We start from the raw sequence: 24,679 nt of genomic DNA on the forward strand, positions 1-24,679 counted from the left end.
GTCGCCGATTCGTGCCAGCTTCCGCCGGGAGTTGCCCGGGACTTAGGCCGGGGCCAGCGGCAGCTCAATATAGAACTTGGTGCCCACTCCTTCCTGGGTTTCAAACCAGATGCGTCCTCCCGCACTTTCGATGCCGCGCCGGGCCACGGCCAGCCCGATGCCGGAGCCGGTTTCCTTGGTCGTGAAGTTGGGCACAAACACTTTTTCGCGCACGTGCTCCGGAATACCCGCCCCGTTGTCCTGGATGCAGATGCGCACGCGGTCCGAGCCCACCAGGTCCACGGCCGCCGTAATGGCGGGCTTGCGGCTCTCGGGCACCGACTGCAGGGCGTTGATGAGCAGGTTGTTAAAAGTGCGCACCAGCAGGTTTTCGTCGGCAAACACCAGGTACTGCCCCTCCCCTGCTTCGCGCAGGTGAATGGCGCCGCCGTGGGCCCCGCCCTGGTGCAGGGCCACGCAGCGCCGCAGAATGGCGGCCACGTCGAGGCGCTCGGGGCGCATGGCGGGTAGGTTGGTGAAGTTGCTGAACGAGGTGGCAATGTCGTTGAGCACGTCGACCTGGGTTATCAGGGTCTGGGAAATCTTGCCGATCAGCTCCTCCACGTTGGGCCGCTGCTCGTTGATGGCCTTCTGCAAGAATTGCAGGCTCAGCTTCATGGGCGTGAGCGGGTTCTTGATTTCGTGGGCTACCTGCCGGGCCATTTCGCGCCAGGCGGCCTCCTTTTCCTGGGTGGCCAGCTCCTGCTTGCTTTCCTCGAGCTTGAGCAGCATGGCATTGTACTCGCGCACGAGCAGCCCGATTTCGTCGGTCGACTCGTAGGCCAGCATCTCGTTTTGCCCCGTCAGGGTGGTGTGCTTCAGCTTTTCGGTGATGATCTTGAGCGGGTTGGTCAGCAGCCGCGAGGCCACGAAGGTGAGCACCAGAAACAGGATAAACATCACGGTGAAGATGTTCAGAATGGTCGAAATCAGCTCGACGAGCTTGTTGTCCAGCTCCTTCTCAGAGTCGAAGAACGGAATGCCCACGTAGCCCGCCACAGCCCCCGTGCGGCCATCTTCCAGGGTGGTGTGCAAGGGCAGGTACAGGGCATTAAACGACAGGGTTCCGGCCCGCTCCATGAGTAGCACCCGGGGCTGGCCCCGCTCGGCTAGTGCGGCCACCGCCTGCGGGTTCATCAAGGGGCTCAGCAGCCCCGACTCGAAAATCAGGGGCTGACTGCTGACCAGCAGCATACCGTGGGAATCGTAGAGGTTGAGGTCGGTTTCGGTGAGGCCGGCCACGTTTTCGGCCAAGTCAATCAGCGGAGCTTTGCTGGCGGAGTCGGCGAGCAGGGCGTCGTGGCGGAGCAGGTTTTCCTGCACGGCCTTGCCCCGGCGCTCGTAGGTGCGGAGCAGGTCGCGCTTATACGACGACGTCACCTGGCTGGCCGTGGCCACGCTCACAATCACCAGCGGCACCAGGATACCGAAGTTGAGAAACAGCTGAATCTTGGTGCTGAAGTTGGTCTGGAACACGTCCACGTACCGGCCCCGGCTGAGCATGTAGAGCCCGATGCACAGCAGCCAGAAAAACGTGTGGGTCAAAAACAGGAAGGAGAAGTTGGCCAGCCAGTTGCTGAACGAGTACGTGGCGGTGGTCACGACTACCGTACGGTTCTGGGGCCCGCGCACGGCCAGGTGGTGGAAGCCGTCGACCGACAACCCCGTCGTGTACAGGCGCGGGTCGCGCAGCTCCGGACCGGTGAGGTTGTTGACGTAGTCGAAATTACCCTCGTTGTACACCAGCCGGCCGTTTTCATAGCCCGCGTAGCTCAGTTCGGGGCCCAGGTTGGGCTGGAAGAACTTCTGGTCGACCAGCAGCTCGGGCACCACGCTGTTGGCGGTCAGCTTTTTCAACGACAGCTCCAGCACCACCGTGCTGACGCCCCGCTGGGAAGTAGGCACCCGCACGAAGGCCACGTAGCGCCGGGTGCTAAACGAGTTGCTGCCCCGCACCAGGTACAGGTTGGCCTGGTCGGTGGACGAGGCTTTGCGCAGCAGGTCGCGGCGTACCTGGTACAGTGACTTGGCCTTGCCGACGCTGTCCACCGAGTTGCCGTTGGGGTCGAAGAGCGACACGGCAATTTCGTACTTGTCGAAGTAGTCGCGCAGGTAGTACTTCACGATTTTCTGCCGCACCATGTCCTGGTTGGCAAACGGACTGGCCAGCTTGGCGCGAATCAGCGGGTCGGCAGCCAGCTCCCGGGTGCGCTCGGCCAGCAGGTACTCGCCCTGCAGGTCGTTATCGACGAGCAGGTTGCCGGCAATTTTCTGCTTGCTGAGCACCAGCTGGTTGTCGAAATGCTCGTAGAGGGCCAAGGCGCCCACCGCCGAGCTGACGCCCAGCATCAGGAAGATGAACAGGTAGATCTGGTAGGGCACCACCGCGGCCAGCTGCTTGAGCCCGGTGAGGCGCACGACGAAGAAAAACAGCAGCGTAATGCCCACCAGCACCAGGTCAATCTGGTCGAGAGCCAGGCCCAGGGGCAGAAAGATGATGGTGCAAATACCCAGCAGCGCGATTCCCAGGCGCTTAGTGCTGGGCCGCACGATGGAAATAAACATCTGCGACAACACGTAGAACCCCATCAGGTAGCCGCCGGTGTGCAGCACGATGGCCAGGCAAAGCAGGAGCTTGAAGCCGCTGAACTGAATGTTCTGGGTGATGTCGAGCACCAGCTGGGAGTTGTCGAAGCTGTTGCCGTAGAACTGGAACAGCAGCTCCATCAGGCCCAGAAACAGCAGCACTACAATGCCGCCGAACAGGGCCCGGCTGGGCAGGCCGTAGATGTGGCGTCCCCAGCGCACGACCCCGTAGCGCCGAAACAGCAGCAGGCCGTAATAGGCCCAGCAGCAGCAGCAGGGCGTTGATGAGCAAGTCGCCGAGTGAGGGTGCCAGCCAGGAAGCGGCGTACACCCGCGGGTCGAAGAGCGGCACTTCGATAAAGGAAAACGGTAGCCCGAAATACAGCAGCGCCACCCGGAACGCGCCCAGCGGCACCACTACCGCGGCGGCAGCCATTAGCACCTCCCCGCGGGCCAGTAGCTGCCGGGCGCGCTGCAGCCAGCCCCACAGATACAGCCCGAAGCCCAGCAGCAGCAGCAGCAGCGGCAGGTATTTGCCCGTCACGGGGTTGGCCTGCACGCTTTCCACCGAAAACAGGTAATTGCCTTCGTCGGAGTATATTTTGGGCAGGGCCCGGCCGCCGGGAATGCCGGCCACCAGCCGCACATTCAGGCCCCGGAACAGCGCGTTTTCTTCCCCTTCCTTCAGGTAGCGGTTGCTGATGCCGTAGTGCTTTTCCAGGGGCACGTAGGTCAGGATAGTGTAGGGGCCGGCCAGGCGGCGCAGGGCCAGAAACTTTCCGAACTTCATGTCCACCAGCTTCTCCTCGAAGTGCTGGCCGACGTTTTCGGGCTCGGGCTGAATGGTATGGTCCGACCAGTACCAGAGCTGGTCGCCGCGGAAAATAAAGCACGGATAGGTGGTGCGGCCCACGAGGGAGGTAAAGCTCACCTGCCCTTCCAGAAGCCGGCCGGCCACTTCCTCGGCTTCTTGCTCGGCCGTGCGCTCAGCATCCACGACCAGCGCCTGGAGGCGGGCCACGTCGGCCTGGAGCAGTACGGCGTCATCCTGTCCGTAATGGCTGCTGAGGTAGGCACCGGCAAAGCACAGCATGGCCCCAATCAGTAGCAGTAACGGAGACAGGCGGGGCGACTTCAAAGGCAACTGGGGCTGGGCCGGCGTAGGCGCCGGGGCGGAAAACAGGAACCGGGCACCAACAAAAATGCCGCCAAAGGGCGGCATTTCCTAGCTTTCCGGCCTTTCTGCCGGGCTGGGTGCTGCGTAGCTGAAGCCGGCAACCCAGCGTCAGGAAGCTACTTTTTCTGCTGGTGGGTGTGGCGGTACCAGAAGTAGCCGACGGTACCGATGAGGATGTAGGGCACCGTCATCAGGTACAGAATGCCACTATTGAGGCCGGAGGTGTCGTATTCGCCCTTTTCGTCGCGGGCCGACTCCACCTGGGTTTTGCACATGCTGCACTGGGCCTTGCCGGCCAGCGGCGCCAGGCTCAGCAGCACACTCAGCACCAGCGCAAACAAGCTAAAAATTGCCGTCTTTTTCATCTCTCTGCTAACAGCCCGGGCTGCGTTAAGTTTCCCTGTTCTCAGGTATAATACGGAGCAATCATGAAGTAGACAATCACGCCCGTTACGGATACGTAGAGCCAGATCGGGAAAGTCCAGCGGGCAATACGGCGGTGCTTGGCAAACTGCTCGGTAAGGGCGAAATACAGCGTAAAGAGCACCAGGCCTACCGTTACGGCCGCCAGCACGATGTGGCTCAGCAGCAGCGTAAAATATACGGTCCGAATCAGGCCCTCGCCACCAAAGCGCGTGGAAGGCACCTGGGAGTGGTAGACCACGTACGAAACGAGAAATAGGGCACCCAGCAGAAAGGCCGTTCCCATCATGGCGCGGTGCTTCAGCACTTCCTTACGGCGGATGAAATAATAGCCCAGCAGCAGAAAGACGGCCGTCAGGGAGTTGAGCCCGGCGTTCAGGGCGGGCAAAAACTTCACCTGGGCCCCGGGAATGCGGAACGTTTCGGGGAAGTAGTGCAGAATGGCCACCAGCAGGGGCACTACCGCGGCCAGAACGGCCATCGTCACCCTAATCTTGGTGTGGTTGCCGGGGTTAGCGGCCGGGCTGGTTGTGTTCATATTCGTACAGCATGACGCTGATTTCGGTAATGAGGCGGTTGATTTCCTTGGCCTTGGTGCCGTCGTAGATGCCGCGCACCCGCTTGTCCCGGTCGACCAGGTACAGATTCTGACTGTGAATCAGGCCGGGCGCGGCGCCGGTGGGGGCTGGCAGCCGATAGTCCTGAGTGGCCAGCCGGTACAGGTCCGCCTTGTCGCCGGTCAGGAAATACCATTTGCCGGCAATGGCGCCGTACTGCTCGGCGTAGCGTTCGAGCACTGCTACCGAGTCGTGCGCGGGGTCGACGGTATAGGACACCAATTTCACCCGGGGCTCGTGGCGGAATTTCTCCTGCACCTGCATCAGTAGGCTGTTCATGCGCGGACAGGCGCCGGGGCAGGTGGCAAAGAAAAAGTTGGCCACGTAAAGGCCACCATCGAGCTCCTTCTGGGTCACCACGCGCCCGGTTTGGGACAACAGGCGGAAATCACCCAGCTGGTGAAAAACAGTATCGCGCTGCCACTTCCCCCCCACCAGCGTCGAGTCGACACGGTCGGGCAGGTAAGTTGGCAGCGCGTAACGGTTGGTACCGAAGGTTTTCAGAAACAGAAAAGCCAATACCGGCACGAGTAGCAGAAGGCCCAGCAACAGGGTTTGTTTGGGCCGCATCGACTACTTAAAGATGTTATATACGGCTTCGCCGATGTAGGACCCTTCCGTGATAAGAGCTACCAGCAGCCAGATCAGCAGGGCCATTGGAATCAGGATGGTCCAGATCAGACCCTTGGTTTCGTGCTTCAAGTGCATGAACTCCGCCACGATGAAGAACGCCTTGAAGATGGTCAGGATGATCAGAATCGAGTTCCGCAGGGTACTCGGGTCCATGATAAACGTCACGGCGAATTCCAGGGCCGTAATGCCGACCAGGACGAAGAAGGTTTTCCAGATCCAGCCGGTATTTGGTTTGGCGATTTCGCCGGGAGCCAGATGCTCGGTATTTGCGTGAGAAGCCATAAACAGGAAATGAGTAAATGGGGAAATAAGTGAACGAGGAAAGTAAAGATGAGCGGCCGTGAACTCTTAATTCACTTAGCCACTCATTGGCCCATTCACTATTAAACCAGGTAGAAGAAGGTGAAAACGAACACCCATACCAGATCCACAAAGTGCCAGTACAGGCCCACTTTCTCGATCATCTCGTAGTGGCCACGCTTTTCGAACGTGCCGTTGGTGGTGGCAATAAAGCAGTACGCCAGCAGGCACAGGCCCGAGAATACGTGCGTACCGTGGAAGCCGGTGATAAAGAAGAACAGGTCGGCAAACAGCACCGGGCCGTACTGGTTCATGTGCAGGTTGGCGCCGAAGAAAGTAGTGCCGTCGAGCATCTTGGTGCCCGCGTCCGTGCCGTGGATAAAGTGGGTCCATTCCCAAGCCTGGCAGCTTACGAACGTGGCGCCGAACAGCAGGGTCCAGAGCAACCATTTCTGCACGTCCGCCTTGTCCATGCGGTGGCCGGCTTCTACGGCCAGTACCATCGTCACGGAGCTGAAAATCAGAATCATCGTCATCAACGCCACGAAGGCCAGCGGCAGGTTCATGCCGTGCAGGCCGGGGAAGGAGTTGAACACGTGGTCGGGAATCGGCCAGTACGCCGTGCTGAACACGAAATCCTTGTGGTCGCCGGTGTAGGCGAGGTGACGGTGACGAACCAGCCCGTAGGTGGTTAGGAAGGCGGCAAACGTGAAGGCGTCAGACAGCAGGAAGAACCACATCATCAGCTTGCCGTAGCTTGCCTTGAAGGGTTCGTTGCCTCCGTCCCAGGTGCCCGAGCGGGGCTCTTCGTGGGAAGTGCTGGGTGAAAGCGTCTGCGTCGTGGAAGTGGTGGACATAGCGGGCAGGGTAAAAACGAAATCAGTGGTTCAAAAGTAGGAACAAATACAGGTACAACCAAAGCGCGCCGAGGAAGTGCCAGTAGATGGTCACGTTGCCAATGGAGAGCATCTGGCGCGAATGCACCTGGTAGTTGAAGCTTTTACGCAACACGATGAGCAAGAAGATCAGGCCCGTAATGAGGTGAAACGCGTGCACGCCCGTGAGTACGTACAAAAACGAGCCCGACGGATTGGAGTCTACGCCGCCGAAGAAAATCTTGTTCTGCACCAAGTCCACCCACACGTTCCACTGCCCGATCAGAAACGCGACGCCCAGCACAACGGTCAGAATCAGACCAATTTGCACCCGGCGCACTTCATCCTTGCGGGCCGAGAAGTAGGCCCACTGCACCGTGGCGCTGCTCAGGGCCAGAATGATGGTGGTGACCAACAGGCGGGCTGGCAGGTCAAATTCCAGCCAGTTGCCTTCCTCCCGGCGCACGATGTAGGCGCTGGTGTAAGCGGCAAAAATCATAGTGATGCTCACCATCATCAGCCAGAGCAGAAACCGCAGCGGGTGGGTGCCCGTGCCGGGTTCTTTTTCCGGTAAAATCTCCGAAGTATTCATGCTACAGAATTAAAGTTTGTCGAGCACCAGCGCAATCTGGACGATGGGCAGGTACAGAAACGAGCCGAACATGATGCTCATGGCGGCTTTTTTGGTGCAGGTGCGCATCAGATAGAACGTCTGCATCAGAAACAGCACCCCGCAGACCACGGCGACCAAAGCGTACACTTTGCCGCTGATGCCGAACTGAAACGGCAGCAAGCTCAGCGGAATCAGCAGCAGCGTGTAGGTCATGATCTGGAAGGCCGTGCGCATGTCCTTGCCGCCCGGGGTGGGCAGCATCTTGAAGCCAGCCTTCTTGTAGTCGTCATCCAGAACCCAGGCAATGGCCCAGAAGTGCGGAAACTGCCACATAAACTGAATGCCGAACAGCACCAGTGCCTCCAGGCCCAGCACGTTGGTGGCAGCCACGTAGCCGATCAGCGGGGGCATCCCGCCGGGAATGGCGCCCACGGCCACGCAGATTGGCGAAATGCGCTTCAGCGGGGTGTACACGAAACCGTACAGAATCAGGGAAAGCAGCGAGAGGGCCGCGGCCTGGGCGTTGAAAAAGTACGTCAGCAGACCCAGGCCCAGCAGACCCAGCACAATGGCAAACCCCCAGGCTTCGGGAATGCTGAGCACACCGGTGGGCAGAGGGCGCTTAGCCGTGCGCTTCATCAGCTTGTCGAGGTCCCGCTCGAATATCTGGTTGATGGTGTTGGCGGAGCCCGTTACGGCCAGCCCCCCCACCATGACCAGCAGGGCGCGGCCCCAGTCGAGTTCCTGCACGCCGAGCAGGTAGCCGACGGCGCTGGAAAACGCCACCGTCAACGCCAGCCGGAACTTAATCAACTGGAAATACGCCTTGGCTTTTATCATTAATACAGAAAGCAAACCACCCGCTGAATCAGCTGCAAACGGGGCCGCAAAGTTACGCAACAACGCCCGGATAAGCGACCTGCGGGGTCAATTTCGTCAGCCGCCGGTAGGTGACGATGGTCAGAAACTGGGTGCCGAACAGCAGCGTGGCCACGGTAAGGTGCACGGGCTGCACGGCGGCCGGGAAAGCCAAGTAGGCCAGCGTGATGCCCGCCAGTATCTCCAGACCAATAAAAAACAGCGTGGCGGTGGCCAACCGGTGCAGGCGCCGGGCCGGCAGCCGGTAGAGTCGGTAGGCCACGTACAGATTCAGCAGCAGCAGCAGGGCCGAAAAAGTGCGGTGAAACTTGAACGTGTTGCCCAACTGCTCCACCCAGTCGCCGCGGTGCAGGTAACTGTCGGCAAAGGCAACGGCATCGACTTGCTCCCGCACTTGAGTGCCCAGCACAATCTGCGCAAAGGTCAGCACCGTGACCAGCCAGAGCCAGCCCGTGAGCCCCGCCCGCGCCAGAGGCTGCGAAGCCACGTAGTCGCGCTGGGAGCGGACGACGGCATACATCAGCATGGCTACGATGAGCAAAGCCAGCCCCATGTGAATCGTTACCATCACCGGCAGCAGGTTCGTGGACACGACCAGGGAGCCCAGGTAACCCTGTACGCCGGTCAACAGGAATGACCAGAAGGCCAGCCAGAACACCGGCCGGTCGCGCCCCCAGTACGGCAGCGCAAACACCACCGTCAGAAACACGAAGATGCCGATCAGGGCCCCCAGCAGCCGGTTCAGGTATTCAATCCAGGTTTTGGTGGCGTTGAAGTCCGTTTCGATGTACTGCGTGGGGTGGGCGAAAATCTCGCCGGCCACCTGCTCGAAGCCCAGCCGCTCGAGCGTTTTGGCCAGCTTCTGGTTTTTGGCCACCCGCTGGGCGGTGTATATTTCTTTGTAGTCGGCGGGCAGCTGGCTGACCTGGGTGGGTGGCACCCAGCTCCCGAAGCATTTGGGCCAATCGGGACAACCCATGCCCGAGCCGGTGCTGCGCACCACCCCACCGACGAGAATCAGCAGGTACACGGCGACCACCGTGAGAATGCCCACGAACCGAAAGCGCCGTACAAAAGCAGGTGTTTGCATGCGTACTTAAAGTAAAGCTGAGAAGGTAGAAGATAACAGTTCAGACCCGGGTTTGGCCGGAAAAGCAAAGGGGAAATCCAGCCGGTGGATTTCCCCTTCGGGCAAGAAAAACGGGCCGCCGTAGATACAGCGGCCCGTTTCAAATGTCAGTGCCAAAAGGCGCTTATTCCATTTCGCGCTCGTAGGGCAGGTTCGACGACTGCGTCTGCGAGTACGGTACGTTCTGCGGGATGAAGTCCTGCTCGGCACCGGGCTTGCTGTAGTCGTACGGCCAACGGTAGACGGCGGGAATAGCACCAGGCCAGTTGCCGTGGCCGGGAACCACTGGCGTCGTCCATTCCAGCGTCGTCGAGTTCCAGGGGTTTTCGGTAGCGCGACGGCCGCGGAAGATGCTGTAGAAGAAGTTGATGATGAAGACAAACTGGGCAAAGAAGGCCAGAATAGCTGCCACCGAGATGAACTTGTTCAGGTCAGCAAACTGGCTGAAGGTATCAAAGCCAGTCCAAGCGTAGTAACGACGGGGGAAGCCGGCGATACCCACGTAGTGCATCGGCAAGAATACCAGATACACGCCCAGGAAAGTCAGCCAGAAGTGGATGTAACCCAGCTTTTCGTCCATCATGCGGCCAAACATCTTCGGGAACCAGTGGTAAACCCCGGCAAACAGACCGAAGAATGCCGACGAACCCATTACCAAGTGGAAGTGAGCTACCACGAAGTAGGTGTTGTGCATCTGAATGTCCAGAGCAGCGTTGCCGAGAATGATACCGGTCAGACCACCCGAGATGAACAGCGACACGAAGCCAATGGAGAACATCATGGCCGTTGTGAAGCGGATGTTACCGCGCCACAGCGTAGCCAGCCAGTTAAAGGTTTTTACGGCCGATGGAACAGCAATAATCAGCGTCAGGAACATGAACACCGAACCCAGGAAGGGGTTCATGCCGGTGATGAACATGTGGTGAGCCCATACCACGAAGGAGAGCAGCGAAATGCCCATCAGCGAGCCAATCATGGCGCGGTAGCCGAAGATTGGCTTACGCGAGTTGGTAGCCAGGATTTCCGACACCATACCCATGGCGGGCATAATAACGATATACACCTCGGGGTGACCCAGGAACCAGAACAAGTGCTGGAACAGGATAGGTGAACCACCCACGTTGGGCAGGGCCTGTCCGGCGATGTAGATATCGGAGAGGAAGAACGAGGTGCCGAACGAACGGTCGAAGATCAGCAGCAGAGCGGCCGAGAACAGAACCGGGAACGAGAGCAGACCCAGGATAGCCGTCAGGAAGAAAGCCCAGATGGTCAGCGGCAGCTTCGACATCGACATGCCGCGGGTGCGCAGGTTGATGACGGTGGTGATGTAGTTAACGCCACCCAGCAGCTGCGACACGATGAACAGCGCCATCGACACCAGCCAGAGCGTCATACCCATACCCGAACCGGGAATAGCCTGGGGCAGGGCGCTCAGCGGTGGGTAGATTGTCCAGCCAGCGGAAGCCGGCCCGGTTTCCAGGAACAGCGAGGTGAACATGATAACGCTCGACAGGAAGAAGAACCAGTACGAGAGCATGTTCATGAAGCCCGAAGCCATGTCACGGGCACCCACCTGCAGCGGAATCAGGAAGTTGGAGAACGTACCCGACAGGCCGGCCGTCAACACGAAGAACACCATGATGGTGCCGTGCATCGTCACCAGGGCCAGATAGAACTCCGGATTCAGCTTGCCAGCTTCGATCCACTTACCCAGGAAAGGCGTGAGCCATTCCATCGTCGACTCGGGCCAACCGAGCTGCAGACGGAACAGGCTCGAAAGCGTGCCGCCCAGGATAGCCCAGAAGATACCCGTAATCAGGAACTGCTTGGCAATTACTTTGTGGTCCTGGCTAAACACATACTTGAACAGCCAGTGCTGGTCATGATGGTCGTGCTCGTCGTGGTGCTCGTCGTGCCCGGTGTGCGGCACGGCCGCGCCGATACCGCCTTGCACCTGCGAGTTGGTAGGAATGTTAGCAGCCATAGAGAAGCGTGCGTTTAGTTGAATTTAGAGGGCAGGATTGAGTTGAGCACCAACGGCAGCCGTGGCGGCCGGAACTACTTCTTTTTCAACCACGTCACCCGACTTCTGTTTGAGTTTAGCCAATACATCGGGGTTCTGCTCCGAGAAAGACTTCTGAGCGGCAACCCAGGCCACGTAATCGTCGGGCTCGTCGACTACGATGTTCAGCTTCATGGCGAAGTGGCCACGGCCGCAGATCTGGTTGCAGGCCAGTTCGTAGTTGAATTTAGGGTTGCCCAGTTTGGCGCGCATCTCGTCGGTAGTAACGGTGGGCGTGAACCAGAACTTGGTTGGCATCCCGGGCACGGCGTACATCTGCACGCGGAAGTGCGGCATGTACACGGCGTGCAGCACATCGCGGGAGCGAATCTTCAGCAGCACGGGGTGGCCCTTGGGCACGTGAATCTCCCCGGCAACGAAGTCATCGAGGCCGCTCTTGTCGTTGAGGTCGAAACCAAACTCGTTGGTGGCATCGATGAGGCGGTAGTTAACCACGCCTAGTTTCAGGTCGCGGCCGGGGTAGCGCACGAGCCAGTTGAACTGCTTGCCCATCACTTCCAGCACAACCGAATCTTTGGGGGCCGGACCGGTGATTTTAGTCCACTCCTTCCAACCGGCGAACACCAGACCGGCCATCACAATGGCGGGAATGATTGTCCAGATGATTTCAATCTTGTTGTTGTGCGAGAAGAAGAAAGCCCGACGGCCTTCCTGGTGCTGATACTTATAGGAGTAGAAGAACAGCAACACCTGGGTCAGCACGAACACGATGCCAATGATGATCATCGTAATCCAGAACAGGCGCTCCATCTCGTGGCCGTGCACGGAAGCAATGGGCGGGTTCATCTTGCCGAAGTTGTCGGCGAAGGAATAGGCGAACCAGGCGCCACCCAACACGAGGAACACCAGCATCAGAATGGCATTCACGCGGTTGCTGGTGCCAATCTCACGGGTGGAGCTGCCCGAGAAAATAGAGGTCAGAATCTGGATGCGGAACAGCAGGCCAAACACGACCAGCAGCAACAGCAGCAGAAAGATACCGAGAGCAATCATCAGAGGAGGAAAGAGGTGAGAGTCGAGAGGTTAGAAGTGAGACTACTTCTCACTTCTCAATACTCAGGTCTAATATTAAGTGGTGTGATGCACGCTCTCATCCAGGAACGGATGGTGAACGGGAACCAGGGAAGCCTGCGACAAACGCTTGGTGAACAGAATCAGGAAGCTGCCCAGGAAGATCAGCGCAACCCCAATCTCAATGATAAACCCATTATCACCCTTCATAGTTGCCGGCATGAACATCAAATAAAAGTCCGACCAGTGGCCAATCAGAATGGCGATGCTCACGATTTTGAGCATGATCATCTGCCGCTTGGCATCCCGCGTCATCATCAGCAGGAAGGGGAACACGAAGTTGATAACCAGGTTGAAGAAGAAGATCCAGGTATAGGCGCCGTTGAAGCCGCCCAGGCGCTGGTTGAAGTACACGGCTTCCTCGGGGAGGTTGGCGTACCAGATCAGCATGAACTGGGAGAACCATACGTAGGTCCAGAAGATGCTGAAGCCGAACATGAACTTGCCCAGATCGTGCAGGTGGTTCGAGTTCACGAAGCGCAGGTAGCCGGCTTGCTTGAGGTAGATGGCCGTGAGCGTGGTAACGGCAATGCCCGATACCCACCACGAGGCGAATACGTACCAGCCGAACATGGTCGAGAACCAGTGCACGTCAACCGACATCACCCAGTCCCAGGCCGACATCGACGAGGTCACGGCGTAGAGCACCAGGAACAGCGCCGCTACGTTGATGCTCTTGTGGAAGTATTCGGTACCGCCGTTCAGGTCTTCGGCCAGCGAGATTTTGCGCAGCCGCTCGGAGAAGAACCACCAGATGCCCAGGTACACTACCATGCGGATCAGGTAGAAGGGCAGGTTCAGAAAGCCGCTCTTACCGGCAATGATGGCGTCGTAGTTGGCCGACTTAGGGTCCATGATGCCTTCGTGGGTCCAGTGGAACAGGTCGTGGCGACCTACGAAGAACACGATGAGCATGATGATGGCGCCGGGCAGAATCCAGGCGCTCATGGCTTCGTTGATTCGCTTAATTAGCACCGACCAGCCGGCGTAGGCGACGTACTGCAGGGCAACGAAGAACGTACCGATGGTCGATACGCCGACGAAGAAAATGTTGCTGTGCCAGAGGCTGACCAGAACTCTCTTCAGCCAGATAGGGCTGCCTTCGTGTTCGGCGCCGTGGGCCGCCGCGGCACCGTGGGCTGCGCCGGCAGCCTCGTGGTGGCCGCCCCAGCCCAGAACGGAGGCGAGGATACCGATGGCCAGCAGGATTACGCCAGCCACGATGATCATGAAAAACTTGCGGTTAGTGCCCGGCGAAACCTCGAGGTATTCAGCCGTGGCGCTTTCGTGATGCGTCAGAGTTGCCATATCGTTAGTTCGCTGAGCCGTTACGTCCTTTATCCCCTTGGCCCGGATTTTCCGAACCTTTCTCCGCGCCAGCCTGACCGGTTGGCTTCTGCGTCATTGGATCCTTGGCCTGGGTGGAGTCGCCGCTCATGCTGGCGTTGCCGCCGTAAGCTTTCAGGTAGTCAGCCATTCCATCAGCACCTTTGCCGAGTTGCAGAACCTTCACGTACATGGCAATCTTCCAGCGCTCCTCGGGGTTCACCTGCGAGCCGTGCGGCATCATGCGGTTGCGCCCCCACTGAATCACGTGGTAGATGTGGCCTTCGTTCATGGTCTTGTAGGCACCCGTCGAGTAGTTGGGTACGCCCTTGAACTTCACGCCCACCAGACCCTGACCGTCGCCGGCTTCGCCGTGGCAGTGCAGGCAGTTACGGGTGTAGAGCGTCTTGCCCTCCTCCAGATTCGCCTTGGAGTGGGCCAGCGGGTTGCGCAGCTTACGCTCAGCCGTGGTTACGCTGTCCTTGGGAATGTGGGAGTAGTAATCTTCCTTGCCCCGGGCTACGGTGCCGACTACGGGAGTCCGCTCGTTGGTGCCCATCGGGTTGATGGTATTCGTGCTTACCTGGCGCAGGGGGTCGTACGGGATGGACTCGTACATCTGCGGCGCGTACTCGATGCCGGGGTTATCGGCCTGGTTACAGCTGGTGGCGACCACCGAGCCGAACAGGATAGCCGACGCTTGCAGACCTAGTTTCAGCGAGTGCGTCATTAGTTCTTAGTCATTTCTTTTTCGTTCACCTCCGATGCGCCGTTCTCGCGCAGCAGTTTGGCCAACCCATTCAGGTCCGAATTCTCGTTCAGCTCAATGGCTACCACAAACTTGTCGTCCGTCGAGCGCACATCCAGAACCGGGGTTTTCCAGCGTGGATACAGCTTGCTGATGGTGTAGAAGGTAATCACCATGCCGTGGCAGCAAAAGAATACCGTCAGCTCAAAGGAAACCGGAATAAAGGCGGGCAGCGCAATGTGGGGCTTGCCACCGATAATCATCGGCCAGTCAAAACCCAGCGTGTAGATCTGCAGCCACAGGGCGAAGGCCAAACCCGTCATACCGTAGAAGAACGCGGCAATCGGGAGGCGCGACCGTTCGATGCCCATGGCATCGTCCATGCCGTGAATCGGAAAGGGCGTGAATACTTCGTAGATTTTAACACCCGCCCCGCGGATGTTTTCTACCGCGTGCAGCAGCACATCTTCGTCTTCAAAGATGCCGAGGGCGAAGCGCTTAGTCATGCTTGTTGTAGTTTACCGGAGCGTTAGCAGGAACTCCGTGGGTGGTCGACTCGTGGTGGATAGCGTGGGCGTGCGGGTCAACGCCGGTGTAAGTCGGGCCGTTGTCGACGGTGTACTTCAGAATGGTTTTCACCTCGGCCATGTTGATCACGGGGAAGAACTTGGCGAAGAGCAGGAACAGGGTGAAGAACAGGCCCAGCGTACCCACGTAGATGCCGATGTCGATGCGCGTCGGCGAGAACATGGCCCACGAGGAGGGCAGGTAGTCGCGGTGCAGCGAGGTCACGATAATTACGAAACGCTCGAACCACATACCGATGTTCACGATGATGGACAAGATGAAGGTCAGCGGGATGCTGTAGCGCACCTTGCGGATCCAGACCAGCTGGGGCGTAATCACGTTGCAGGTCATCATCGAGGCGTAGGCCCACCAGTACGGACCGGTAGCGCGGTTGATGAAGGCGTACTGTTCAAACTCCACCTGCGAGTACCAGGCAATGAAGAACTCGGTGATGTAAGCTACCCCTACGATCGAGCCCGTAATCATCATGATTTTGTTCATGAGGGCAATGTGCTCGATGGTGATGTAGTCTTCGAGCTTGAATACGACCCGGGTGATGAGCATCAGGGTCAGTACCATGGCGAAGCCCGAGAAGATTGCACCAGCCACGAAGTACGGCGGGAAGATCGTGGTGTGCCAGCCCGGCACGACCGAGGTTGCAAAGTCCATCGATACGATGGTGTGTACCGAGAGTACCAGCGGGGTCGAAACACCGGCCAGAATCAGCGACACGGTTTCGTAGCGGCTCCAGTGCTTGGCCGAGCCGGTCCAGCCCATGCTCAGCAGCGAGTACGCTACTTTGGCAATCGGACCTTTAGCCCGGTCACGGATGGTAGCGAAGTCGGGCACCAGACCCGTGTACCAGAACACCAGCGACACGGTGAAGTAGGTCGAGATGGCGAAAACGTCCCAGAGCAGCGGGGAGTTGAAGTTGGCCCACAGCGAACCGAAGGTGTTCTGCAGCGGGAAAACCCAGTAAGCCAGCCACGGACGGCCCATGTGCAGTACTGGGAACATGGCGGCGCAGATTACGGCGAAAATCGTCATAGCCTCGGCCGCGCGGTTGATGGACGACCGCCACTTCTGACGGAACAGCAGCAGTACCGCCGAAATCAGGGTGCCGGCGTGACCGATACCTACCCACCACACGAAGTTGGTGATGTCCCAGGCCCAGCCGACGGTTTTGTTCAGACCCCACTCTCCAATGCCGTACCACAGGGTGCGGTACACGGAATAGAGGAAAATGCCCAGGAAAAAGAGGGCTACGCTCAGGGCCGCCATCCACCGAACATTCGGTTTGGCTTCTACCTGGCGGCACACGTCTACGGTGACGTCGTGGTACGTTTTCCCCCCGGTAACGAGCGGCTCGCGTACTGCTGATACGTGCTGCATATATTTTGAACTTAAAAGGAGTGGGTGGGAAGGCTGGGTTGCGGTGGGCAGCTCAGCCCTCCCCTATTGCTCAGTTACTAGGCGTTTTCTTCGGCAAAGAAGTTGGACTTCTCTACGTTGCGGATCTTCGTCAGGTAGGTGATGTTGGGCTGCACGTTGATGGAATCCAGCACGTGGAAAGCCCGCTCCCCGTCCTCACGACGCAGCAGCTTCGAGATGCGCGTCTCGGGGTCGCGCATGTCGCCGAACACGATGGCCTCGGTGGGGCAGGACTGCGCGCAGGCCGTTACCACTTCCCCATCTTTCGGACGACGCTTCTCCTTCTTAGCCTCCAGCTTACCAAGCTGGATGCGCTGCACGCAGAAGCTGCATTTCTCCATCACGCCGCGGGCCCGTACCGTTACGTCGGGGTTCAGTACCATGCGGCCCAGGTCGGTGAACATGTGGCCGTTCACGTTCTCAAACTTCTCGTTCGAGGTGTACGAGAACCAGTTGAAGCGACGAACCTTGTAGGGGCAGTTGTTGGCGCAGTAACGGGTACCTACGCAACGGTTGTAGGTCATCTGGTTCAGCCCTTCCGAGCTGTGGGTGGTAGCCAGTACGGGGCACACCGTTTCGCAGGGAGCGTGGTTGCAGTGCTGGCACAGCATCGGCTGGAAGATAACCGACGGGTTGTCGGAGGGGTCTTCCATCGAGGCGTAGGTGGCCAGCTTGCCTTCCTTCTCGAACTCGTCCTTATGATGGTCGGAGCTGTAGTAGCGGTCGATGCGCATCCAGTGCATCTCGCGGCGGTTGATAACCTCCTGCTTGCCTACTACGGCAATATTGTTTTCCACTTGGCACCCAATTACGCACGAGCCGCAGCCAATGCACGAGTTGAGGTCGATGGCCATGCCCCAGTGGTGGTTCTTGTACTCGTAGTCATCCCAGAGCGACACCTTGTTCGGAGCTTCCAGGCCCTCGGGCGTGGCAATCTTCTCGTACTCGGTTACTTCCTTGGGGTTCTTAATGTACTGGGCCAGCGTCGACTCCTGTACCACCGGCCGGCGGTCCATGATGGTGTGGTGGGTCTGGGTCTGGGCAATCGGCGACTCCGCGCCGGTTTTTTCCAGGGTCACCGTGTTGGAGTACACGATGTTGTTGCCGTTCATCGAAGCCAGTGGGTAAGCGTTGGCACCCACTTTGTCGCCTACTTTGCCCGCCATCTCGCGGCCGTAGCCGATGGCGATGCTAACGGTCCCGTTGGCCTGGCCGGGCTGAATCAGCACGGGCAGCTCAATCGACTTGCCGTTGGCCGTTACTTTCAGCACGTCGCCCTGCTCCCACTTCTGAGCTACTGCCATTTCGCGCGGCACGGCGACGTAGTTGCCCCAGGTAGCTTTCGAAACTGGGTCGGGCAGTTCTTGCAGCCAAGGGTTGTTGCCCTCAACGGTACCGGTACCGACGCCTACTTTCTCGTACAGGGCCAGCTCCACGCCGGAGCCTTTCGGGGCGGCCGACAGAGCCGACACGGCCTGCTGGGCGCTCATGGATGCGGCCATTGGCGCCGGAGCAGCCGACAGCGTGCCCATGGCAACGCCGTCGTGCACGGCCTTATCCCAGGCTTTGGCATCACCGCCAGTGATACCGCGCCAGGAGGCTTTCAGGTAGTTGTAGTACGTCTGCGGATTGCCAGCCCAAGTGAGCAGGCTGTCCTGGGCCTGACGCGTGGCGTAGAGCGGCGAAATCACGGGCTGAGCCAAGCTCAGGTAACCGCGCTTCGGCTCGTAGTCATTCCACGATTCGAGGTAGTTGTGGTCGGGGCAGGCGTAGTAGCACAGCGAGCCAGTTTCGTCCAGACGGTCGTTGAACGAAATGCTCAGCGGCACTTTGGCGATGCCCGTCTTCACCTTGTCGGCCAGTGGGTGGTCGTAGGCGGGGTTGGCGTTGTAGAAGATAACGGCACCAACAGCGCCGCTGTTCATGTCGTTTACCAGCTGCACCATCTGGGCGTCGTTGCCCTGACGGATCATCGAGGGGTTGGCCAGATCAACGGCAGCGCTACCCAGCGCCTGGTTGATGGCCGCTACCAGCGTCTGCACGGCCGGGTCGTTCGAACCCGAAACCACGAGGCCAGCGCTACCGGCAGCTTTCAGCTCGGCGGCGGCCTTTTTCAGGCGGGCGTTGGAAGTAGCGCCACCGCCTACGATTTCGCCGTACAGCTCGCGGGCAACAGTGCCCATTTCCGAAGGCTTCACCGGCACGCGCACGTCGGCGTTGGAGCCGGTCAGCGACAGCGCCGTTTCGAACTGGAAGTGACGCGACATGGTCTTCTTCTCGTTCGACACCTTGCGGTTGGTGATGTACTGCTTGGCAAACTCCACCGGCGAGAGCCAGGTACCGAGGAAGTCGGCGCCCAAGCTCACAATGACGTTGGCTTTGCTGAAGTCGTAAGCCGGCAGCACGCCGCCGTTGGCTTGCAGCAGGGCCGAGCTCGAGTTCACGTCGTACTGCACGTGCTGCGTGTTGGGATAACGCGCGGCAAACTCGGCAATGACTTTCTTGGTGGTCGGGCTGATGATGGTGTTCGACACGATAGCCACGCGGCGGCCACCGAGACCGGCGAGCTTCGTGCGGATTTCCTGGTCGACCTTATCCGTCGCGGCTTTCTGGCCTTTGATGGCGAAGTGCTGCAGACGGTTGCCGTCGTAAAGGTTGAGCACCGACGCCTGAGCGCGGGCCGAGAGGCCACCACGCGTGATGGGCGACTCGGGGTTGCCTTCCAGCTTGATGGGCCGACCCTCGCGGGTTTTCACCAGTACGCTGTTGTAGTCCGTCCCGTTGAAGTAGGTGGACGCGTAGAAGTTGGCGATGCCCGGATCAACCTCCTCGGGCTTGTTCAGGTAAGGAATGGCCTTACGGACGGGCGCTTCGCAGCTTGCCAGGGTGGCAGCGGCAATGCCGAAGCCCATGAGTTTGAGGAAGTCGCGGCGGGGAGCTACCGTAGCGTCCGAAGTGCCATAGGCTTCCTTCATCGGCAGGAACTCGCCAAACTCGCTGAACGCGGTTTTTACGAACTCCGGTGAGCTTTCCAGTTCCTCAATTCCCTTCCAGTACTTAGGCGACTCTTGCATCTTGTGTTGGTAGTCGGGGTATTTTAATAGAGAAATGAGAAGAAAGCCGGACCGATTAAACTCGTTCAGTGCTTCCTTCTCAGCACTCAGTACTTTTTCAGATTAGTAGTGGCACTTCGAGCATTCCGTACCGCCGTTCGACGATACCGTGAATGGAGCAGCGCCGTTGGCCGTCTCGTGCAACTTCACGAGGTTGTTGTAGTAGCCGTTGCCCTTCGTGTTGAGGGGCGTCTCGCGGTGGCAGTTGATGCACCAGCCCATGGTCAGGGCCGAGTACTGGTACACTACTTCCATGTTCTGGATCGGGCCGTGGCAGGTCTGGCACTCAATGCCGCCCACCTGGGTGTGCTGGCTGTGGTTGAAGTAGGCCAGATCGGGCAGGTTGTGAATGCGTACCCACTGGATGGGCTGCTTCCGCTCGATAGCACGGTAGATTTTCTTAATCTCGGGCGACTCCGTCTTGATCTGCGAGTGGCAGTTCATGCAGATGTTGGCCGAAGGAATGTTGGCCGACTTGCTCTTGTATACCGACGTGTGGCAGTAGGCGCAGTTGATCTGATGCTCGCCGGCGTGCAGCTTGTGCGAGAAGGCAATCGGCTGGGTGGGCTGGTAGCCCTGGGTCAGACCGATGGCCATCACGCCCTGCACCGACTCGTACAGTACCACGAGGGCAAACAGGCCGACGGCCAGCCCGCGCACCACCGGCGACTTGTAGATCTTGGCGAAGTCGAAGCGCTGCTCGATCAGCTCTACGTCGCGACCGTCGAGGTCTTTGCGGCCGCGGAGCACGTCCTTCATGATGTTGGCGATGATAACCAGCGTTACCACCATCACAATCAGCACCACTACCAGCACGATCAGCAGCATGTCGACGTATTTGCCGGCACCAGCTTCACCGGTAGATGCATCAGGAGCACCAGTGTTGTCACCAGGCTTGATGCCGGTGCCCTGCGTAGAAGCCGGACCAGCCGACTTGCCTTCTTCGGCCGTGATGTACGAGACAATCGAGGTGATTTCAGCATCCGAGAGCTGGAAGCTCGGCATCTGCTGCTTCTGGTACTGGTTGAAGAGCTTCACGGCGTAGTCGTCGCCGCTGGCTACTACTTTGCTCGAGTTCTTCACCCACGGAATGATCCAGGACAGCGGACGGCGCTTGGCGATGCCACCCAGGGCGGGGCCCACTACCACGTCGTTGACGGCGTGGCACTGGGCGCAGTTGCCTTTGAATAGGGCGTCGCCGGCCGCAATTGCGGCAGCATCACCAGTGGTTGCGCCAGCAGCGGCAGCGGGAGCAGCGGCGGCCGTAGCGCCGGGAGCCACACCTTCTTTACTCACTGCCGGAGCCGCGCCCACCGTTTGGGCCGAAGAACGACCAACGGCAGCAAACGTCAGGAACAGAGCGAGAAAGAGGTGGGAAAGAGGACGAAGTCGGATGCTATTCATAGCACTATTTGACTGGGAAAAGGAAACGCGGGGGGTACTTCAAGGCCACAAATGTAGGTCGTGAATCGCAGAGAACAAACCCGCCCGGCCTAATTTTCGGCTTTTGGAGCTTGTCTAGAATGATTCTAAAACAACCACCTACTGCGCCCTCACTCTGTCCGTCGCAGCTGCCCGGCCGGAGGGCTGCATTTAAAGCAGACTACTACTAATAGGAGTCGGGGATGCGCCTACTTTCCCTACCCGCTCGGGTAGGGAAATGTTTGCTCATTCTTATTCAGCCTCTTACCACCGACTGCTTTCGGGATATTTCGACGCTACGAATGGTATCAGGCGAAATAATGTGTACCTTTGCCCCCTCAATAAGTTTTTCACCCTAATTTTTTCATCCCGTCTAATGGAAGTAAGAAATTACGAGACGGTCTTCATCCTGACTCCCGTGCTGAACGAGAGCCAGGTGCAAGAGACGATCGAGAAGTTCTCTCAGGTGCTTAAGGAAAATGGCGCCGACATCATTCACGCTGAAAACTGGGGCCTCAAGAAATTGGCCTACCCTATTCAGAAGAAATCGACCGGGTACTACCACCTCGTTGAATTCACTGGCTCGGGCAACATCGTTGACGTGCTCGAACTGGCCTTCCGCCGCGACGAGCGCATCATCCGCTTCCTGACCACCGTGCTCGACAAGCACGCCGTGGCTTATGGTGAGCGTCGTCGTAAGGGCGAGATGAACCAGCAGAAAGCTAAAAAAGAATCGGAAGCCGCCGTAGCACAATAAGGATATGAGCCTCGCCAACGAAAGAATCCACAAGCAGGACACGCGCGTTAAGTATTGCCGCTTCAAAAAAGCCGGCATCAAGTACGTGGACTACAAAGACCCGAACTTCCTGCTGAAGTTCGTGAATGAGCAGGGCCGCATCCTGCCCCGTCGCATCACCGGCACTAGCCTGAAGTTCCAGCGCAAAGTAGCTCAGGCCGTGGCCAAAGCCCGTCACCTGGCGCTGATGCCGTACGTAACCGATTCGCTGAAGTAACCCCCTAACGACGACTGACCATGGAAGTAATCCTGAAAGACGACGTAAAGAACCTGGGCTACAAGAACGACATCGTTACTGTGAAGTCCGGCTACGGTCGCAACTACCTGCTCCCGCAGGGTCTGGCTATTCTGGCCGACAAATCAAACAAGAAGATCATTGCTGAGAACGTCCGTCAGGCCGCTCACAAAGCCGAGAAGATCAAAACCGAAGCGGAAGGCGTAGCCAACCAGATCGGCGACGCCGCTTTCGACATCAAGGCGAAAGTAGGCGAGACCGGTAAGATCTTCGGTCGCGTAACCACGCTGCAGCTCGCTGAGGCCCTCAAGGCCCGCGGCATCGACGTGGACCGCAAGCGCATCTCCTTCGATCAGGAGCCTACGGCCGCTGGTGAGTACACCGCTACCGTTAACCTGCACAAGGAAGTGAAGCACCAGGTTCGCTTTAACGTGGTAGCTGAGTAAGCTTCCCCACTACGCTTTAAAAGCCCGACCACTCCGGTGGCCGGGCTTTTTTGTTGGGTTCCTCCGCCCGGGATTATCGGCTGCAGCAGGGAGTTTTACCGGCTAAACGGTTTTCTGTTCTTTTCCCGGTACCTTTGGTAAACCAAAATGCGGAATAATCCTGTTCACCAGGACGCGTTTGGTCCCCATCATATCCAGCTGCTGCGGACTGCCCACGGCGCTTCTTTTACCTGAAAGAGGCGGATTGAGTAGGTTGTCGGTCCGTTGGCCAGCGCATGGCCCTATTGCTTTCGAATGTTTCGCACTGAAATAACGCTTACGCCCTCCCCCTCGCAGCTGCCGCTTTCGGCGCGCGTGCTCACGGTGGGCTCCTGCTTCGCCGATACCATCGGGGGGCGGCTGGCGGCCCACAAGGTCAACACCCTGGTCAACCCGTTTGGGACCGTATTCAACCCGCTTTCCGCCTGCCGGCTGCTCCGGGCCGCGGCCGGGGAGGAAATGGACTGGCAGCAGCACTTAGTGGAAGCCCGGGGCCGCTGGCAGAGCTACGACCTGCATTCCACCGTCGGGGCCGACTCCCCGGTAACCTTGCTCCAGCAGATTCGGGACGTGGTAGCGCAAACGGGCCGGTTTTTGGAAACTGCCGACGTGGTGGTGCTCACGCTAGGCACTGCTTTCGCCTACCGCTTGCTCGAAACCCAGGAGCTGGTCAGCAACTGCCACAAGGTGCCGGCCGAAAAGTTCGAAAAGGAGCTGCTCACTCCGGACGAGGTGATAAACGCCGTGGCCGAAACCCACGCCTACCTGCGCCTGAAAAACCCGAAGCTGCGCTTTATTTTGACCGTGAGCCCGGTGCGCCACCTCAAGGACACGCTGCCCCTGAACGCGGTGAGCAAGTCGGTGCTGCGCGTGGCCTGCCATTACCTGAGTGAGCTGCTGCCCGACGTATCGTATTTCCCGGCCTACGAGTTGCTGGTCGATGATTTGCGCGACTACCGCTTCTACGCCTCCGACATGCTGCACCCGTCGGAAGTGGCCGAAAACTACATCTGGGAGAAGTTTACCCGCACCTATTTCGACGCTAACTTCGGGCGCTTCCGCAAGGACTGGGAAGCGGTGCGGCAGGCCCTGGGGCACCGGCCGCTGTACCCGGCGGCGCCCGAGCACCGGGCTTTCCTGGAAAACACCCTTGAGCGCCTGCACAAGCTGGCTGCCCAGACCGATGTGCGGCAGGAACTGCGCGAGGTGCAGCAGCAGCTGGCGGCGCTGCCAGTACCAGCTCGCCCGCAGCCAATAGCCGAGCCCGAACCGGATGATGACGAGGAGCGGATTGATATTGGAGAATCCGACGAGACGCCGGCTCCGGCCCTGCCGGCCGCCGCGCCGGAACGAAGCCGCCGGGACCAAAACCGTCGGGACCCGAACCGGCCGGCGCGCCCGGTTCCGCAGCCAGATATCCACGTTACGCCCGTTGAAATTACTGAAGTTGCGCCCGCCACGGTAGCGGAGGTAGTGCCGGTAGAGGCGACGGAAGTGGAAGTCGGCAGTCAGCTGCCCGAGCTGCCCAAGAAGAAACGTCGCTCCCGGGGTGGCGCCAAGCGTACGGCCCGCAAAAACGCCGCCCGGGCCGCGCTGGAAGCCGCGCAGCAGTCGGTGCAAAGCGTGCAGCCAGTGGCCGTGGAGGCGGTGGAAACGCAGGCTGCGGCAGTCGACATCCCGTCCGTTCTGGCGCAGCCGGAGCCGACGCCGGAAGTGCCGCTGCTGACCCAGGAGCTGGAAGTGGTGCACGAGCTACCACCCGTTGCGGAGCCTGCCCCCCGCCCTGCCCCGGTGGTGGCGGAGGTAGTACCGCCCGCGGCCACGGAAGCGCCGGCCCCGTACACCGACTGGCTGGTGCCCATGCAAAGTGCCGAAGCTGCGCCGAAGTCGGCTAAAAGGCCGAGCAAGGGCATTGTGCGCACGCCCCCAACCAAGACAAGCCGCTCGAAAGAGCCTATTGTGAAACCGCCTAAGGCCGCGGCCAAGCCAGCGGCCAAAGCTCCGGCTAAAACGACTAAAACGGTCAAATCTGCCGAAAAAGTGGCGCCCAAAGCCGCAGCCAAGCCGAAAGCTGAGCGGGCTCCGCGCCGCAAAGCAGCTTCGCCCCCGGTTCAGGATGAGGCCGCCCCGA

Annotated in this window: 22 protein-coding genes; 4 read left to right on the plus strand and 18 right to left on the minus strand. The window is 59.2% G+C overall.

Annotated elements, in window-relative coordinates:
- Positions 1 to 42: 42 nt before the first annotated feature.
- The 18 genes from EWM57_RS21845 to EWM57_RS15775 all read right to left on the minus strand — a co-directional run bounded on the left by EWM57_RS21845 (position 43) and on the right by EWM57_RS15775 (position 21,014).
- Positions 43 to 2,628: an ATP-binding protein gene (locus EWM57_RS21845; RefSeq protein WP_317128195.1), complete on the minus strand. Its 2,586-nt coding sequence runs from the start codon at positions 2,626 to 2,628 to the stop codon at positions 43 to 45.
- Positions 2,573 to 3,718, minus strand: coding sequence for a hypothetical protein (locus EWM57_RS21640; RefSeq protein WP_242510095.1), 1,146 nt, complete (start codon positions 3,716 to 3,718; stop codon positions 2,573 to 2,575). Before EWM57_RS21640 ends, EWM57_RS21845 begins: the two co-directional genes overlap by 56 nt.
- A 200-nt stretch (positions 3,719 to 3,918) precedes the next feature.
- On the minus strand, positions 3,919 to 4,167 hold the full coding sequence (locus EWM57_RS15700; protein WP_129922108.1) for a hypothetical protein: 249 nt from the start codon (positions 4,165 to 4,167) through the stop codon (positions 3,919 to 3,921).
- A 41-nt stretch (positions 4,168 to 4,208) separates the two neighbouring features.
- A complete protein-coding gene (locus EWM57_RS15705; RefSeq protein ID WP_129922109.1) occupies positions 4,209 to 4,763 on the minus strand; it encodes a DUF420 domain-containing protein in 555 nt (184 codons plus the stop codon).
- Positions 4,738 to 5,412 carry an SCO family protein gene (locus EWM57_RS15710; protein WP_129922110.1) on the minus strand — a complete coding sequence of 225 codons (675 nt, stop codon included), beginning with the start codon at positions 5,410 to 5,412 and terminating at the stop codon, positions 4,738 to 4,740. Before EWM57_RS15710 ends, EWM57_RS15705 begins: the two co-directional genes overlap by 26 nt.
- 3 nt (positions 5,413 to 5,415) lie before the next feature.
- On the minus strand, positions 5,416 to 5,757 hold the full coding sequence (locus EWM57_RS15715) for a cytochrome C oxidase subunit IV family protein (protein WP_129922111.1): 342 nt from the start codon (positions 5,755 to 5,757) through the stop codon (positions 5,416 to 5,418).
- Positions 5,758 to 5,858: 101 nt separating this feature from the next.
- Positions 5,859 to 6,632, minus strand: coding sequence for a cytochrome c oxidase subunit 3 (locus tag EWM57_RS15720; RefSeq protein WP_129922112.1), 774 nt, complete (start codon positions 6,630 to 6,632; stop codon positions 5,859 to 5,861).
- 22 nt (positions 6,633 to 6,654) lie between these two features.
- Positions 6,655 to 7,242 carry a cytochrome c oxidase subunit 3 gene (locus tag EWM57_RS15725; protein WP_129922113.1) on the minus strand — a complete coding sequence of 196 codons (588 nt, stop codon included), beginning with the start codon at positions 7,240 to 7,242 and terminating at the stop codon, positions 6,655 to 6,657.
- A gap of 9 nt (positions 7,243 to 7,251) precedes the next feature.
- Entirely contained in the window at positions 7,252 to 8,103 is an 852-nt protein-coding gene (cyoE, locus tag EWM57_RS15730; protein ID WP_129922114.1) for a heme o synthase, read from the minus strand.
- A gap of 52 nt (positions 8,104 to 8,155) precedes the next feature.
- On the minus strand, positions 8,156 to 9,232 hold the full coding sequence (locus EWM57_RS15735) for a COX15/CtaA family protein (protein ID WP_129922115.1): 1,077 nt from the start codon (positions 9,230 to 9,232) through the stop codon (positions 8,156 to 8,158).
- Between the two features lie 163 nt (positions 9,233 to 9,395).
- Complete coding sequence (locus EWM57_RS15740; protein WP_242510096.1) at positions 9,396 to 11,255, minus strand: cytochrome c oxidase subunit I; 1,860 nt, start codon at positions 11,253 to 11,255, stop codon at positions 9,396 to 9,398.
- Positions 11,256 to 11,279: 24 nt separating this feature from the next.
- Positions 11,280 to 12,347 carry a cytochrome c oxidase subunit II gene (locus EWM57_RS15745; RefSeq protein ID WP_129922116.1) on the minus strand — a complete coding sequence of 356 codons (1,068 nt, stop codon included), beginning with the start codon at positions 12,345 to 12,347 and terminating at the stop codon, positions 11,280 to 11,282.
- Positions 12,348 to 12,422: 75 nt separating this feature from the next.
- Positions 12,423 to 13,733, minus strand: a complete 1,311-nt coding sequence (locus tag EWM57_RS15750; RefSeq protein WP_242510097.1) for a quinol:cytochrome C oxidoreductase — start codon at positions 13,731 to 13,733, stop codon at positions 12,423 to 12,425.
- 4 nt (positions 13,734 to 13,737) lie between these two features.
- Positions 13,738 to 14,481 carry a c-type cytochrome gene (locus EWM57_RS15755; protein WP_129922117.1) on the minus strand — a complete coding sequence of 248 codons (744 nt, stop codon included), beginning with the start codon at positions 14,479 to 14,481 and terminating at the stop codon, positions 13,738 to 13,740.
- On the minus strand, positions 14,481 to 15,005 hold the full coding sequence (locus EWM57_RS15760; protein WP_129922118.1) for a DUF3341 domain-containing protein: 525 nt from the start codon (positions 15,003 to 15,005) through the stop codon (positions 14,481 to 14,483). The genes EWM57_RS15755 and EWM57_RS15760 overlap by 1 nt, the downstream gene beginning before the upstream one ends.
- The gene (gene nrfD / locus EWM57_RS15765; RefSeq protein WP_242510098.1) at positions 14,998 to 16,458 is read right to left on the minus strand and encodes an NrfD/PsrC family molybdoenzyme membrane anchor subunit; all 1,461 of its coding nucleotides are present in this window, start codon (positions 16,456 to 16,458) and stop codon (positions 14,998 to 15,000) included. The genes EWM57_RS15760 and nrfD overlap by 8 nt, the downstream gene beginning before the upstream one ends.
- A gap of 77 nt (positions 16,459 to 16,535) precedes the next feature.
- Positions 16,536 to 19,571, minus strand: coding sequence for a TAT-variant-translocated molybdopterin oxidoreductase (locus EWM57_RS15770; protein WP_129922119.1), 3,036 nt, complete (start codon positions 19,569 to 19,571; stop codon positions 16,536 to 16,538).
- Between the two features lie 102 nt (positions 19,572 to 19,673).
- Entirely contained in the window at positions 19,674 to 21,014 is a 1,341-nt protein-coding gene (locus EWM57_RS15775; protein WP_129922120.1) for a c-type cytochrome, read from the minus strand.
- Between the two features lie 394 nt (positions 21,015 to 21,408).
- Between EWM57_RS15775 and rpsF the strand changes: the two genes are divergently transcribed.
- From rpsF to EWM57_RS15795, 4 genes are all read left to right on the plus strand, one after another.
- Complete coding sequence (rpsF, locus tag EWM57_RS15780; protein WP_129922121.1) at positions 21,409 to 21,789, plus strand: 30S ribosomal protein S6; 381 nt, start codon at positions 21,409 to 21,411, stop codon at positions 21,787 to 21,789.
- 4 nt (positions 21,790 to 21,793) lie between these two features.
- A complete protein-coding gene (rpsR, locus tag EWM57_RS15785; RefSeq protein WP_073106224.1) occupies positions 21,794 to 22,045 on the plus strand; it encodes a 30S ribosomal protein S18 in 252 nt (83 codons plus the stop codon).
- A gap of 20 nt (positions 22,046 to 22,065) precedes the next feature.
- Positions 22,066 to 22,509 (plus strand): 50S ribosomal protein L9, encoded by a 444-nt coding sequence (gene rplI, locus EWM57_RS15790; RefSeq protein WP_129922122.1) that lies wholly within the window; start codon positions 22,066 to 22,068, stop codon positions 22,507 to 22,509.
- A 294-nt stretch (positions 22,510 to 22,803) separates the two neighbouring features.
- Positions 22,804 to 24,679 (plus strand): GSCFA domain-containing protein (locus EWM57_RS15795; protein ID WP_129922123.1); only part of this gene is annotated, 1,876 nt, incomplete at its 3' end.

It is taken from the genome of Hymenobacter persicinus (assembly GCF_004167665.1).
In the GTDB taxonomy this organism is placed as follows: domain Bacteria; phylum Bacteroidota; class Bacteroidia; order Cytophagales; family Hymenobacteraceae; genus Hymenobacter; species Hymenobacter persicinus.

Coding starts and splice junctions, on each gene's coding strand:
- EWM57_RS21845 (WP_317128195.1), bottom strand. CDS start 2,628: ATGGGGTTCTACGTGTTGTCGCAGATGTTTATTTCCATCGTGCGGCCC.
- EWM57_RS21640 (WP_242510095.1), bottom strand. CDS start 3,718: ATGCTGTGCTTTGCCGGTGCCTACCTCAGCAGCCATTACGGACAGGAT.
- EWM57_RS15700 (WP_129922108.1), bottom strand. CDS start 4,167: ATGAAAAAGACGGCAATTTTTAGCTTGTTTGCGCTGGTGCTGAGTGTG.
- EWM57_RS15705 (WP_129922109.1), bottom strand. CDS start 4,763: ATGAACACAACCAGCCCGGCCGCTAACCCCGGCAACCACACCAAGATT.
- EWM57_RS15710 (WP_129922110.1), bottom strand. CDS start 5,412: ATGCGGCCCAAACAAACCCTGTTGCTGGGCCTTCTGCTACTCGTGCCG.
- EWM57_RS15715 (WP_129922111.1), bottom strand. CDS start 5,757: ATGGCTTCTCACGCAAATACCGAGCATCTGGCTCCCGGCGAAATCGCC.
- EWM57_RS15720 (WP_129922112.1), bottom strand. CDS start 6,632: ATGTCCACCACTTCCACGACGCAGACGCTTTCACCCAGCACTTCCCAC.
- EWM57_RS15725 (WP_129922113.1), bottom strand. CDS start 7,242: ATGAATACTTCGGAGATTTTACCGGAAAAAGAACCCGGCACGGGCACC.
- cyoE (WP_129922114.1), bottom strand. CDS start 8,103: ATGATAAAAGCCAAGGCGTATTTCCAGTTGATTAAGTTCCGGCTGGCG.
- EWM57_RS15735 (WP_129922115.1), bottom strand. CDS start 9,232: ATGCAAACACCTGCTTTTGTACGGCGCTTTCGGTTCGTGGGCATTCTC.
- EWM57_RS15740 (WP_242510096.1), bottom strand. CDS start 11,255: ATGGCTGCTAACATTCCTACCAACTCGCAGGTGCAAGGCGGTATCGGC.
- EWM57_RS15745 (WP_129922116.1), bottom strand. CDS start 12,347: ATGATTGCTCTCGGTATCTTTCTGCTGCTGTTGCTGCTGGTCGTGTTT.
- EWM57_RS15750 (WP_242510097.1), bottom strand. CDS start 13,733: ATGGCAACTCTGACGCATCACGAAAGCGCCACGGCTGAATACCTCGAG.
- EWM57_RS15755 (WP_129922117.1), bottom strand. CDS start 14,481: ATGACGCACTCGCTGAAACTAGGTCTGCAAGCGTCGGCTATCCTGTTC.
- EWM57_RS15760 (WP_129922118.1), bottom strand. CDS start 15,005: ATGACTAAGCGCTTCGCCCTCGGCATCTTTGAAGACGAAGATGTGCTG.
- nrfD (WP_242510098.1), bottom strand. CDS start 16,458: ATGCAGCACGTATCAGCAGTACGCGAGCCGCTCGTTACCGGGGGGAAA.
- EWM57_RS15770 (WP_129922119.1), bottom strand. CDS start 19,571: ATGCAAGAGTCGCCTAAGTACTGGAAGGGAATTGAGGAACTGGAAAGC.
- EWM57_RS15775 (WP_129922120.1), bottom strand. CDS start 21,014: ATGAATAGCATCCGACTTCGTCCTCTTTCCCACCTCTTTCTCGCTCTG.
- rpsF (WP_129922121.1), top strand. CDS start 21,409: ATGGAAGTAAGAAATTACGAGACGGTCTTCATCCTGACTCCCGTGCTG.
- rpsR (WP_073106224.1), top strand. CDS start 21,794: ATGAGCCTCGCCAACGAAAGAATCCACAAGCAGGACACGCGCGTTAAG.
- rplI (WP_129922122.1), top strand. CDS start 22,066: ATGGAAGTAATCCTGAAAGACGACGTAAAGAACCTGGGCTACAAGAAC.